Here is a 12,969-nt window from a genome sequence, read left to right on the forward strand (position 1 = left end):
GAGTCATGGTCCGGGGGTCGCTTCTTCGCGGCCCCCAACACCCGCGCGCGGGCGGTGGGGGGGGCCCCGGCGCCGCCCCGCGACCCCCCCGCCGAGATGGGGTTGGTGTAAAGGGGCAAACCCAACCCGCCCCCTCCACGCAGGCCGGGAGGGGGGGGGGGAGCCGCCGGTGTGGGCTGACGACCCGCCTCGTTCATCTGCGGCCGGGGACCGCTCCTACTGGCCCGCGCGCAGCTGCTCCTGGATTGTGGTCATGACCTTCGTATCGGCGAGGGTCGTGGTGTCGCCGACCTGCTTGCCCTCGGCAACATCCTTGAGGAGGCGGCGCATGATCTTGCCCGACCGCGTCTTCGGCAGCTCGGACACGACGAGCACCCGCCGCGGCCTCGCGATGGCCCCAATATGCGCGGCGACGTGCTGCTTGAGCTCAACCTCTGCCTGTTCGGGCGCGAGCAGCGTCTGCTGCGACTTGAGGATCACGAACGCCACGACAGCCTGGCCCGTGGTGTCATCGTGCGCGCCGACTACCGCCGACTCCGCGACGGCGTGATGCTCGACGAGCGCCGATTCAATCTCGGCGGTCGAGAGCCTGTGGCCCGACACGTTCAGTACATCGTCGACTCGGCCGAGCAACCAGATATCGCCGTCATCATCGAAACGCGCGCCATCGCCCGCGAAATACTGATCACCGAACTTCGCCCAGTAGGTGTCGATGAAGCGCTGGTCGTCGCCCCACACGGTGCGCACCATCGAGGGCCAGGGGCGCTGCAGCACGAGCAGCCCGCCCTGGCCGTGGCCGACCTGCTCGCCCTGGTCATTAACGACGGTGGCGCTGATGCCGGGCTGCGGCACCTGCGCACTGCCAGGCTTCAGGCCGGTGAGTCCGGGCAGCGGCGCGATCATGATGGCGCCGGTTTCAGTCTGCCACCAGGTATCTACGATGGGTGCCTTGCCGCCACCGATCACCTCGTGGTACCAACGCCATGCCTCAGGATTGATCGGCTCGCCAACGCTGCCGAGCACACGGATCGAGGAGAGGTCGTACTGCTCGGGCACCTGGCGGCCGACCTTCATGCAGGCGCGGATCGCCGTGGGAGCGGTGTAGAAAATGCTCACACCGTACTTCTGGATGATGCTCCACCAGCGCCCCCAATCGGGGGTCTCGGGGGTGCCTTCGTAGATGACCTGTGTGGCACCGTTCGCGAGCGGGCCGTAGACAACGTAGCTGTGACCCGTGATCCAGCCGATATCGGCGGTGCACCAGTAGACGTCGGTTTCGGGCTTGAGGTCGAAGACATCGCTGTGCGTCGCCGAGACCTGGGTGAGGTAGCCGCCCGAGGTGTGCAGGATGCCCTTCGGCTTGCCCGTGGTGCCGGAGGTGTAGAGGATGAACAGCGGGTTCTCCGCGGGGAAGCCCTTCGCCTCGTGCTGTCCGTCGAAGGCCGTGATCTCCTCGTGCCACCAGAGGTCGCGGCCCTCCTGCATGACCACTTCGTTGCCGCCGCGCTGCACCACGAGCACCCGTTCGACGGAGAGCGGGGTGCCGGTGTCGAGCGCGAGCGCGTCGTCGACGGTGGGCTTCAGCGCCGAGACCCGGCCCTTGCGGTATCCGCCATCGGCGGTGATGACGAGCTCGGCGCGGGCATCATCGATGCGGGCGCGCAGGCTCTCAGCGCTGAACCCGCCGAACACGACCGAGTGGGCTGCTCCGAGACGCGCAACCGCGAGCATCGCGATCACGGCTTCTGGGATCATCGGCATGTAGATCGCGACGCGGTCACCCGCGGAGACGCCGAGGCTCGTGAGCATGTTCGCGGCGCGCTTCACCTCGTGCGTCAGCTCGGCGTAGCTGAGGGAGCGGGTGTCGCCGGGTTCGCCCTCGAAGTGGATCGCCACGCGGTCCCCGAGGCCCGCCGCCACGTGGCGGTCGAGGCAGTTGGCGGCGACGTTGAGCTCACCATCGGCGAACCACTTCGCGAACGGCGGGTTCGACCAGTCGAGAATCTCGGTGAACGGCTTCGACCACTTGAGCTGGCGGGCGCGTTCCGCCCAATACGCCTCGGGATCCTGAGCCGCCTGCCAGTAGACGGAGGAGTCGTTGATATTGGCCTGCGCGCGGAACTCCTCCGACGGCGGGTACACCTCCACCTCCTCGCCGTGCTGCAGCGGGTGACTCTCGATGGTGCCGTTCTGATCAGTCATGGACGCCCTTATCCGTCTTTCTGGTCATCCGCACGCGGCCTCAGCTCCTGTCTGCCGAGACCGCGCGCGTGAGAATGCGTGGTGGTGTCAGGCTATACCGTCGGAGGGGTCGCCGTCGCGTGGCATTGCGCTCACAATTCGCCGCTGCTTCAAGATCGGCCGACTTATCCACAAGTGCTCCGATTCCGGGTTGCCGCCCGTCAGAAGATGCTTCTCTGAGAGACATGATCGCCGAAGCTGTCTCCAACCCCCGGAGCACACCCGTGCCCGGTTCAGTTGTCCCGGCATCCGACTGCGATCCTGCACGAACAGCGCGCCTCGGCATCGCCGAACGCCGCGCCTTCGGAGGCCTGCTGCCACTGCTCGACGACCCGGCTCTACACGACCTGCTCGTGCAGGTGAGCGGCGGCGTGGGGCACCTCTGGGCGGATCGCGGCGGTGGCCTGCAGCGCATTCACGGGTGGAGCGCGGCACCAGACGCCGTGTACCGGCTGGCCTCTGAGTTGATCGCGGCCGGTGGTCGCCACCTCGACGAGCTGCAGCCGTGCGCGGATGTGCGGATCGGCGACGGCATCAGAGTGCACGCCGTACTGCCGCCGGTGGCCGTCGAGGGCGCTGCGGTCTCGATCAGGGTGCCCCGGATCACGCCCCCGGACTTCGACGCGCTCGTGCGGGGTGGGCTCTGCTCGGAGGCCATGGCTCATGCGCTTCGCGGCGCGGTTGCGGCGCGCCGCAATCTGCTCGTCACCGGCGGCACTGGGAGCGGAAAGACCACGGTGCTCGGCGCTTTGCTCGGCCTGGCTGACCCTCGCGAACGAATCCTGGTGATCGAGGACGTCGCAGAACTCCGACTGCGCCACCCCCACGCGCTCTCGCTCGAAGCTCGCAGGCCGAGCGCTGAAGGGCTCGGCGAGGTTGCACTCGACAGCCTGCTGCGTGAAGCGCTGCGCATGCGCCCCGACAGAATTGTGCTCGGCGAGTGCCGGGGCGCAGAAGTGGCAACATTGCTCGCCGCCCTGAACACCGGCCACGACGGCAGCGCCGGCACGCTGCACGCGAACCGTATCGAGCATGTGCCCGCTCGCCTGGAAGCCCTCGGCGCCCTCGCCGGGCTCGACCCGCCGGCCCTGGCACGGCAAGCTGCGTCGGCGTTGCACGGGGTGATCCACCTCGAACGCCGCAGAGGCGTGCACCGCGTGACCGGGGTTGGCAAATTGCGGCTCGATCGGGGTGGTCTGCTCCGGGTCGAGGAGGTGCGGCCGTGACGGGGGTGCGGCGCGGGCGGCCCACGGTCGGGGCCGGAGACGCGGCCGAACTGGCGCTCCGCTGCGCGGCGCTGCTGCGCGGTGGGGTGCTGCCTGCGCGGGCGGTGGTGCTCGCGTGTGCGGATCCGCCCGATGCGCGCGCAGTGGGCGGGCAGCGGGGCAGGGGCGGTACTGCGGGTTTGGGTTATGCGGGCATCGCCGAACGTATTGCTGACGGTTGCTCACCGTCAGAATCGCTTGCGGGCTGCGGGGCCCCCGAATGGCGGGTGCTCGCCGTCGCGTGGCGGCTCGCCGAACAGAGCGGGGCACCGCTTGCCCCGGCCCTGCACCGCATCGGCACCGCCCTGCGGGGCCTGGAGCAGCTGCGCGCTCGCCGGGCGGTGCTGCTCGCGGGGCCGCGCGCGACGGTGCGCCTCGTCTCTGCGCTGCCGCCCCTCGCGCTGTTGCTCGGAGCCCTGCTCGGATTTGACCCTGTGCCCGTGCTGCTGAGCTCGCTGGGGGCTGCGCTGCTCGCAGCAGGGACGCTGCTGCTCGCGGCCGGGGTGGCGTGGGGCCGTGCGCTGCTGCGCCAGCTCGAACGCGAGGATTGCGTTGCAGGGATCGAGCTCGAACTGGTGTGGGTGGCCTTGGGCGGAGGAGCGCCGCCGGGCGCTGCGGCGCTGCGTGCCGCGGATGCCATCGACGCTTTCGGAGCTGAGTGGGTGCCGTTTGCGGCGTTCGAGCGCTCGGGGGCGCTTGCGGCCGCTGTCGCGGCGGCGCAGAGCACCGGAGCGCCCCTGCAGCGGCTTCTACTGGAAGAAGCGGTGGCCGCACGTGCGCGAGCGCAGGCGCGGCTCGAACAGGGGGCAGAACGGCTCGGTGTGCGGGTTCTGGTGCCGATGGGCGTGTGCGTGCTGCCCGCATTCATCGTGCTCGGGGTGCTGCCTGTGCTCATCGCGATGCTGGGCGCTTGATCCGCTTCGCACTTCGCTCACAATGGGGCATTCGAGGCGGATCGCGGCGACCTTTCCACAGATCGCTGAGCGGCATCTCAGGGCTCGTTCGACTGCCGCAGGATGGGTGCACCGGCGACCGCCGGGCCGTGTGCGACGAAGGGAACATTCCATGAATGCCAAACTCGAACTTGTATCTGATCGCGGTATTGCACTGCCGAAACAACCGCCGTCGCCTCCGGGCGACCACCACCCGGAGTTCGTGGCGCGCGCTCGCCGCAGCGGCGCAGCCGCACGCAGAACGCGCAAGCCGCTGGCCGCCCGCGAATTGCTCGGTGACCAGCGAGGGGCGATTACGGCGGAATATGCCGTCGTCATTCTCGCTGCGGTCGCCTTCGCGGGGTTGCTCGTGGCAATCATGCGGTCGGCCGAGATTCGCGCCATGCTCGTGCAGTTGGTCGAGAATGCTCTCGGCTCCGGTGGATAGCGCCACGGCCGGCACGGGGCGTGCATCTGGGGAGCTCCGGGTGCACGCGGCCGGCGCCGCCGGTGCCCGTAGCCTTGCGGGCGGCCTCATACGTGACGAGCGAGGCACGGTCACCGCAGAGTTCGCGGTGGTGATGCCGGCGGTGCTGGTGATGCTCGGTCTCGTGATCGGCGGGGTGTTCATCGCAGCCCACCGCATCACCCTCGTGAGTCTCGCGGCTGAGGTCGCTCGGCTCGAAGCCAGGGGTGACACCGATCGCGCCCGCGCCAGACTCGATGAGGCTCAAGGCGCGATCACCGTGCAGCGGGATCGCAGCGGCTCGCTCCTCTGCGTCACCCTCAGAGCCAGCCCCGGGCGCGGAATGCTCTCGGCCATTGCCGTCGAGAGTCGGTCGTGCGCCGCGGTGAGCGGCGAACAGGGGGCCTCGCCATGAGTGCCCCGGCACTGCTCGCCTGCGGCGCTGCGGCGCTCTGCCTGGGCCTGCCGGTGATCGCAGCGAGCGCTCAGCTCGAGGCCGGGCACCGCGCTGCGGCAGCGGCCGACGCCGCCGCGCTCGCCGCCGCAGATGCGGCAACCGGCTGGATCGAGGGTGAACCATGCGCACTCGCCGAGCGCGTCGCCGGCGAAGCGGGTGGGGTGTTCGTGGCGTGCAAGGCTTCGTCGGCCTCGGGTGAGGCACGGGTCGAGGTGCGGATCGCCTTGCCGCTCGGCGGCTCAACCGCCACCGCGCGAGCCGGGCAACCGCCGAGCTCGGACTGGGCGGCGGGAGGCCCGGTGGGGGCGAACGGTTGGGCATGGCCGTCGGATCGCCGGGCTCTCTCGCAGGGATTCCACGATGGGTACTCGCTCGATCTTGCGGTAACTGCGGAGGGGGCGCTCTACGCTCCATACGCCGGAGTGGTGGTGCGTGCAGGGCCAGACGGGGGAGGAGTGCCCGAACCCTGCCGAGCCCACCCCGAATGGTGGCGAGGCGTCAACCACACCGTGCTCATACGGCATGATCTCGGCGATCGCACCCTCTACAGCTCGCACAACCACGTCGCGCCTGGCTCGCCGCAGCGTTTCGGCGTGGTGCCCGGTGCGCGGGTGGTGGCGGGGCAGCGGGTTGCGAGCGCAGGGATGAGCGGTTGCACTTCTGGGCCGCACACCCACTTCACGCTTGCATCGTCGCCGTCGAACACGAATCCTGATATCGATCCGCTCAGCTACCTCGGGCCGCCGTGAGCAGGCCCGTTGAGCTGAATGGCGACCGGACGGCCGGGACGATCAGAAGCACCGTCGCGCGAGCCGAATCCGTGGGGTTCAGGATACGGCTGAGGCCCGTAGCGCGGTGTTCTGGGCCGCAGCGATGGTATGAATAGAGGAGCACCGCGCATCGCCGATAGTGGTTTCTTACACGAGAGTGTGTATCGTGTCGGTGCAGAACCGCGTGCCGGTGCAGCAACCGGCAGTCGTCGAGCAGACGACTCACCAGCCGTGAGCTCGGAGCAACGAAGGAGACCCCGTGGAGGGTACGAAGAAACTCGTGATCGTCGAGTCGCCGACCAAGGCGCGCACGATCGGCGCCTATCTCGGCGACGACTACGAGGTCATCGCCTCGGTCGGGCACATTCGTGACCTCGCCGAGCCGTCCGAGCTCCCGAGCGAGCTGAAGAAGGGGCCCTTCGGCAAGTTCGCCGTCGACGTCGACAACGACTTCGCGCCCTACTACGTCGTCAACGACAACAAGAAGAAGACAGTTTCCGAACTTAAGCGCGCCCTGAAGGGAGCTGACGAGCTCTGGCTCGCCACCGATGAAGACCGCGAGGGCGAGGCCATCGCGTGGCACCTGCTTGAGGTGCTGAAGCCCAAGGTGCCCGTGCGTCGCATGGTGTTCCATGAGATCACTCGCGAGGCGATCGAGCAGGCTAAGCAGAACACGCGCGACCTCGACATCTCCCTCGTCGACGCTCAGGAGACGCGTCGCATCCTCGACCGGCTCTACGGCTACGACATCTCACCCGTGCTGTGGCGCAAGGTCGCGCCGAAGCTGTCGGCCGGCCGTGTACAGTCGGCAGCGACGCGCCTCGTTGTCGACCGCGAGCGCGAACGGCGGGCATTCCGCGCGGCCGAGTACTGGGATCTCACTGCAACGTTCCAGCCCGGCGCTGATGCAACCGATGCAACAGCCTTCGAAGCGAAGCTCGTGCGCGTCGGTGAGCGGCGCGTGGCGACCGGCGGCGACTTCGGTGACGATGGCGAGCTCACGCCCAGAGCGCTGAAGGCCAACGTCGTCGGCCTCGAACAACAGCGCGCTGAGCGCCTTGCCGAACTGCTCGGCGACGACACCGCAGCCACGGTGCTTTCCGTGGAGACCAAGCCGCACACCCGCCGCCCGGCGGCCCCGTTCACCACCTCCACGCTGCAGCAGGAGGCCTCCCGCAAGCTGCGCTACAGCTCACGCCAGACCATGTCGTTCGCGCAGTCGCTCTACGAGAACGGCTACATCACGTATATGCGTACCGACTCGCCCACTCTTTCGAGCCAGGCGATCCAGGCGGCCCGCAAACAGGCGGCCGAGCTGTACGGTGCCGAAACGCTGCCCGAGAAGCCCCGTGTGTTCACGGGTAAGGCCAAGGGTGCACAGGAAGCCCACGAGGCGATCCGCCCTGCCGGTGACACTTTCCAGCGTCCCAGCGCGCTGAAGGGCAAGCTCACCCAGGGCGAGTACGCCCTCTACGAGCTGATCTGGAAGCGCACCGTCGCCAGCCAGATGGCCGACGCCAAGGGATCCACAGACACTGTCACCGTGGGGGCTTCCGTGGTGGAGGCCGGCGAAAGCGCCGCCACCGCGCTCGAATTCACCGCCAGCGGCACCGTGATCACCTTTCCAGGCTTCCTGCTCGCCTACGAGGAAGGCCGCGACGAGAAGCGCGGCGACGCCGAGCAGAACGTCTCGCTGCCGCAGCTTTCCGAGCGACAGAGCCTCCAGATCGCCGATCCCGCGGCCAAGGGCCATGAGACGAGCCCGCCGCCCCGCTACACCGAGGCGAGCCTCACCAAGCGGCTTGAAGAGCTCGGTATTGGCCGTCCCTCGACCTACGCGGCCATCATCAGCACCATTATGGATCGCGGCTACGTCACCAAGAAGGGCCAGGCGCTGGTTCCCAGCTGGATCGCTTTCTCAGTGGTGCGCCTGCTGGAAGAGCACTTCAGCGCGCTGGTCGACTACGACTTCACCGCCGAGATGGAGAACGACCTCGACCGCATCGCCGCAGGCGAGGCCGCTCGCGGCAAGTGGCTGGGTGAGTTCTACTTCGGCACCGACACCCACCCGGGTCTGCGCGGAGTGGTCGACAACCTCGGCGAGATCGACGCCCGCGCGATCAACACGATCAAGATCGACGACGAGATTTCGCTGCGCAACGGCAAATACGGCCCCTACCTCGAAGTGTTCGACGAGAAGTGCGAAGTCGGCGACGACGGTGCGCTCAAGCCGCGCAGCGTGAACATCCCGGACGGCATGGCGCCCGACGAGTTGACCCCGGAACGCGCGCATGAACTCGCTGCGGCCGAGCCCGCCGAGGACCGGGTTGTGGGCCTGCACCCGCAGACGGGCAAGCGCGTCATCGCGAAGAACGGCCGTTTCGGTCCCTACGTGAGTGAGTTGCCCGACGAGGGTGAGGAGCTACCCAAGGGGCAGAAGCCGCGCACCGCATCGCTGTTCAAGAGCATGGATCCCGCGACGATCGATCTGGATACCGCTGTCGCGCTGCTCGACCTGCCGCGGGTCGTGGGAGCGGATCCCGAGTCCGGCGCCGAGATCACGGCTCAGAATGGGCGCTACGGCCCCTACCTGAAGAAAGGCACCGATACTCGGACGTTGCCGAGCGAAGATGCGATCTTCTCGATCGACCTCGCGGGCGCCCAGGAGCTGTTCGCGCAACCGAAGTACGGCGCGCGGAAGGCCAGCGCGGCGTTGAAGGAGTTCGACGCCGATCCCGTGAGTGGCAAGGCGGTGCGGGTGCGCGATGGGCGCTTCGGCCCGTACGTCACCGATGGGGAGACCAACGCGACCATTCCGCGCGGCGACAGCGTCGACGACATCACCTTTGAGCGTGCGATCGAGTTGCTCGCCATCAAGCGCGCCAAGGGGCCGGCGAAGAAGAAGGCTCCCGCGCGCAAGACGGCGGCCAAGAAGCCCGCAGCGAAGAAGCCCGCGGCCAAGAAGACCGCTGCGAAGAAGGCTGTTGATCCGGCGCGTTCGGCCGCGGCGAAGAAAGCAGCGGAGACGCGCAAGGCGAATGCGGCGAAGAAAGCCGCTGAAGCCGCAGGACAGTAAGAGGTGCGCCTCAGAGACGTCTTCCTGCCTAACCAGCCGCGACTGCCGTGGCGGCGGCTGGTGCTTGCCGCTCTCGGGGTTGCGGTCGTTGTCGCCATGCTCGGGCTGCTGGGCGAATCCGTCGCGCTGCTGCCGCTATTCGTGGGCTTCGCGCCGACCTGCATGCTGGTCTTCGCGCTTCCCGAAGCGCCGGTCTCGCAGCCTGCCGCGGTGATCGGTGGGCAGCTCGTCGCAGCGCTGGTGGGGGTGGCTGGTGCGCTCGTGCTGCCGGTGCACTGGTGGAGCATCGCGCTCGTCGCCGGGTGCCCGGTCGCTGCGATGGCGGTGCTGCGGATCATCCACCCTCCTGCGATCGCGAACACCGTGCTCGCCTTCGTCACTGGGGCGGGTGTGATGTTTTTGCTGGTGCCGGTGCTCGCGGCCTCGACCGCGATTGTGGCTGTGGCGCTGGTGTGGCACCGGTGCACGGGCACCCGCTATCCCGCGCCTGGTCTGCTCGGTGGTCCCTCGCCGCGCCGCCGCGGCGAGGCGTGAACAGCGGCACTGCGGGTCGCCGAGTCGCGGGCAATGGCAGACTGGACGCATGAGCGGAATCTTCATCACCCTTGAGGGCGGCGACGGCGCGGGCAAGAGCACGCAGGCCGAGCTGCTGGGGGCCTGGCTTGAGGCGCGTGGCCATGAGGTGGTGCGCACCCGCGAGCCGGGGGGCACCCGGCTGGGAGTTGAGGTGCGTCGTCTGCTGCTGCACGGTGGCGATGACATCGGAGAGGTGGATCCCCGCGCAGAGGCGCTGCTCTATGCGGCGGATCGGGCGCAGCACGTCGCCAAGGTGGTGCGGCCGGCGCTTGAGCGCGGCGCCATCGTGGTGCAGGATCGCTACATCGATTCTTCGCTCGCGTATCAGGGCGCTGGCCGAGTGCTTGATGTGGCCGAGGTGCGCCGCATCAGCGAGTGGGCTTCCGGCGGGCTGAAGCCAGCGGTGACGGTGCTGCTCGACCTTGACCCTGCGGTGGCGGCCTCTCGGCGCGTTTCGCGCGGTGGTGAGGTGGACCGTCTTGAATCCGAGGCGAGTGACTTCCACCTGGCCGTGCGGGAAGGCTTTGTGGAGTTGGCGCAGGCCGATCCCGAGCGCTACCTGGTGCTCGATGCCACGCGACCCGCCGATGAGCTCAATGCCGCGGTGATCGCCCGCGTGGCCCCCCTGCTCACCGCACTCTGACCATGCTCTGACCGCGCTCTGAACGGAGGGCAGCCCCGGAAGCGACGAACGCCCCCGCTGTGTGGCGGGGGCGTTCGATCGCAGTGCGGAGGCGGCGGTCGGCTACTCGCTGATGACCGGGCCGAAGCGCTGCGGCAGCGTCGCCTGCGAGGTGGCGCGCAGCTCGGTGAGGGGCAGGGTGAAGCGATCCTGCACCTCGATCGAGGCGTCGGCGCCGGCACCGTCGGTGACACCGATGCGCAGCACGGGGAAGCCGCGACCCTCGCAGAGCCCGCGGAACTTCACTTCCTCCTCGTGAGGCACCGCAACGAGCACGCGCGCCTGCGACTCGGAGAAGAGCGCTGCGGTCTCGTCGACGCCGTCGCGCGAGATGATCTCGTCGATCCACACGCGGGCACCGACGCCGAAGCGCAGCGCGCCATCTGCGAGCGCCTGAGCGAGGCCGCCCTCGGAGAGGTCGACGGCGCCCGAGATGAGGCCGCCCTGCGAACCCGCCTGCAGCAGCTCTGCGAGTGCGCGCTCGTCGTCGAGCACTGCAACGGGCGGCCTTCCGCCCAGGTGCGCGTGCACGGCCTCCGCCCATGCCGAGCCGTCGAGCTCATCACGGGTCACACCGAGCAGATAGAGGTGCTCGCCCTGATCCTGCCAGCCCGTGGGGATGCGGCGGGCAACATCGTCGATGATGCCCAGCACGCCCACAACGGGGGTCGGATGGATAGGGGTGTCGCCGGTCTGGTTGTACAGCGAAACGTTGCCACCGGTGACGGGCACCTCAAGTGCGAGGCAGGCATCCGAGAGGCCCTCTACGGCGCGCGAGAACTGCCACATGACCTCGGGGTTCTCGGGGCTGCCGAAGTTGAGGCAGTCGGTCACCGCGGTGGGCACGGCGCCGGAGGCGGCCACATTGCGGTACGCCTCGGCGAGTGCGAGCTGTGAGCCGACGTAAGGGTCGAGCTGGCAGTAGCGGCCGTTCGCGTCGGTGGAGATGGCGACGCCGAGGCCGCTTTCTTCGTCGACGCGGATCATGCCGGCACCGTCGGGGAAGGAGAGTGCGGTGTTGCCGAGCACGTACTTGTCGTACTGGTTGGTGATCCAGTCGACCGAGGCCTGATTGGGGGAGCCTGCGACGGTGAGCATCTGCGCGCGCAGTTCGTCACCCGAGGCCGCGCGGGCAAGGCCTGCAGCGCGCACGCCCGAGGCCTGCAGCTCGTCGATCCACGACGGGTAGGCGACGGGGCGCTCGTAGACGGGACCGTCAACGGCGACCGTGCGGGGATCGACGTTGACGATCTCCTCGCCGCGCCAGTTGATGATGAGGCGACCCGTGTCGGTGACTTCGCCGAGCACGCTGGTCTCAACGTCCCACTTCTCGGTGACGGCGAGGAATGCGTCGAGCTTCTCGGGCGCGACGACGGCCATCATGCGCTCCTGGCTCTCCGACATGAGGATCTCCTCGGCGGTGAGCGACGGGTCGCGCAGCAGCACGCTGTCGAGTTCGATGAACATGCCGCCGTCGCCGTTGGCTGCGAGCTCCGAGGTGGCGCAGGAGATGCCGGCGGCGCCGAGATCCTGGATGCCTTCGACGAGGTCACCGCGGAAGAGTTCGAGGCAGCACTCGATGAGCACCTTCTCGGCGAAGGGGTCGCCCACCTGCACGGCTGGGCGCTTGGTGGGGCCGCCCTCGCTGAAGCTGTCGGAGGCGAGGATGGAGGCCCCGCCGATACCGTCGCCGCCGGTGCGGGCGCCGAAGAGCACGACCTTGTTGCCGGCGCCTGAGGCGTTGGCGAGGTGGAGGTCTTCGTGGCGGAGCACACCCACGCCGAGCGCGTTGACGAGCGGGTTCTGCTGGTAGACGCTGTCGAAGACGGTTTCGCCGCCGAGGTTGGGCAGGCCGAGGCAGTTCGCGTAGGAGGAAATGCCCGAGACGACGCCGTGCACCACGCGGGCGGTGTCGGGGTCGTCGATGTCGCCGAAGCGCAGCTGATCCATGACGGCGACGGGGCGGGCACCCATAGAGATGATGTCGCGGATGATGCCGCCGACGCCGGTGGCGGCACCCTGGAACGGTTCGATGTAGGAGGGGTGGTTGTGGCTTTCGACCTTGAAGGTGACGGCCCAGCCCTCGCCGATGTCGATCACGCCGGCGTTCTCGCCCATGCCGACGAGCAGACGCTCTTTCATCTTGTCGTTGACCTTCTTGCCGAACTGGCGCAGGTAGATCTTCGACGACTTGTAGGAGCAGTGCTCAGACCACATCACCGAGTACATGGCGAGCTCGCCAGAGGTGGGGCGGCGGCCGAGAATCTCGCGGATCTGCGCGTACTCGTCAGGCTTGAGGCCGAGGGCGCCGTAGGGCTGCTCTTTCTCGGGGGTGGCGATCGCGTCGGCCACCGTATCGGGGCGGTGGGCGTCGATGGGGGCGGCGGTGTCGGTCACGCTCGGTGTGCTCCAGTGAGTGAGGGATCGGGATCGGCTCCGCGAGCCGAAACATGCAGCCCCAGTCTATCCCGCCCCTGTGGCGGGCTTGCCCGCCAGATGCGGGC

Annotated in this window: 10 protein-coding genes; 8 read left to right on the forward strand and 2 right to left on the reverse strand. The window is 68.6% G+C overall.

Translation table 11 applies throughout. From position 1 onward, the window contains the following. Positions 1–216: 216 nt before the first annotated feature. Positions 217–2,202: an acetate--CoA ligase gene (gene acs, locus WFL22_RS00005; RefSeq protein WP_336990920.1), complete on the reverse strand. Its 1,986-nt coding sequence runs from the start codon at positions 2,200–2,202 to the stop codon at positions 217–219. Between the two features lie 224 nt (positions 2,203–2,426). Here acs and WFL22_RS00010 point away from each other — a divergent pair, with 224 nt between their 5' ends. The 8 genes from WFL22_RS00010 (at position 2,427) to tmk (ending at position 10,426) form a co-directional block, all read left to right on the forward strand. Continuing rightward, positions 2,427–3,467 carry a CpaF family protein gene (locus WFL22_RS00010; protein WP_336990921.1) on the forward strand — a complete coding sequence of 347 codons (1,041 nt, stop codon included), beginning with the start codon at positions 2,427–2,429 and terminating at the stop codon, positions 3,465–3,467. Next, positions 3,464–4,420: a type II secretion system F family protein gene (locus WFL22_RS00015; RefSeq protein ID WP_336990922.1), complete on the forward strand. Its 957-nt coding sequence runs from the start codon at positions 3,464–3,466 to the stop codon at positions 4,418–4,420. The genes WFL22_RS00010 and WFL22_RS00015 overlap by 4 nt, the downstream gene beginning before the upstream one ends. Before the next feature lie 151 nt (positions 4,421–4,571). Then, positions 4,572–4,886, forward strand: coding sequence for a DUF4244 domain-containing protein (locus tag WFL22_RS00020; RefSeq protein WP_336990924.1), 315 nt, complete (start codon positions 4,572–4,574; stop codon positions 4,884–4,886). Next, a complete protein-coding gene (locus tag WFL22_RS00025) occupies positions 4,879–5,319 on the forward strand; it encodes a TadE/TadG family type IV pilus assembly protein (protein ID WP_336990925.1) in 441 nt (146 codons plus the stop codon). Before WFL22_RS00020 ends, WFL22_RS00025 begins: the two co-directional genes overlap by 8 nt. After that, complete coding sequence (locus WFL22_RS00030) at positions 5,316–6,110, forward strand: M23 family metallopeptidase (protein ID WP_336990927.1); 795 nt, start codon at positions 5,316–5,318, stop codon at positions 6,108–6,110. The genes WFL22_RS00025 and WFL22_RS00030 overlap by 4 nt, the downstream gene beginning before the upstream one ends. A gap of 280 nt (positions 6,111–6,390) precedes the next feature. Beyond that, positions 6,391–9,207 (forward strand): type I DNA topoisomerase, encoded by a 2,817-nt coding sequence (gene topA, locus WFL22_RS00035; protein ID WP_336990928.1) that lies wholly within the window; start codon positions 6,391–6,393, stop codon positions 9,205–9,207. 3 nt (positions 9,208–9,210) lie between these two features. Then, on the forward strand, positions 9,211–9,741 hold the full coding sequence (locus WFL22_RS00040) for an HPP family protein (RefSeq protein WP_336990930.1): 531 nt from the start codon (positions 9,211–9,213) through the stop codon (positions 9,739–9,741). A 49-nt stretch (positions 9,742–9,790) separates the two neighbouring features. Further along, a complete protein-coding gene (gene tmk / locus WFL22_RS00045) occupies positions 9,791–10,426 on the forward strand; it encodes a dTMP kinase (RefSeq protein WP_336652793.1) in 636 nt (211 codons plus the stop codon). A 102-nt stretch (positions 10,427–10,528) separates the two neighbouring features. On the opposite strand, the gene purL is transcribed toward tmk, so the two are convergent. Beyond that, positions 10,529–12,862, reverse strand: a complete 2,334-nt coding sequence (gene purL, locus WFL22_RS00050; protein ID WP_336990932.1) for a phosphoribosylformylglycinamidine synthase subunit PurL — start codon at positions 12,860–12,862, stop codon at positions 10,529–10,531. Positions 12,863–12,969 lie beyond the last annotated feature (107 nt).

Origin of the sequence: Leucobacter sp. VD1, assembly GCF_037150695.1 — a bacterium.
Classification (GTDB): Bacteria; Actinomycetota; Actinomycetes; order Actinomycetales; family Microbacteriaceae; genus Leucobacter.

Coding starts and splice junctions, on each gene's coding strand:
- acs (WP_336990920.1), bottom strand. CDS start 2,202: ATGACTGATCAGAACGGCACCATCGAGAGTCACCCGCTGCAGCACGGC.
- WFL22_RS00010 (WP_336990921.1), top strand. CDS start 2,427: ATGATCGCCGAAGCTGTCTCCAACCCCCGGAGCACACCCGTGCCCGGT.
- WFL22_RS00020 (WP_336990924.1), top strand. CDS start 4,572: ATGAATGCCAAACTCGAACTTGTATCTGATCGCGGTATTGCACTGCCG.
- WFL22_RS00030 (WP_336990927.1), top strand. CDS start 5,316: ATGAGTGCCCCGGCACTGCTCGCCTGCGGCGCTGCGGCGCTCTGCCTG.
- tmk (WP_336652793.1), top strand. CDS start 9,791: ATGAGCGGAATCTTCATCACCCTTGAGGGCGGCGACGGCGCGGGCAAG.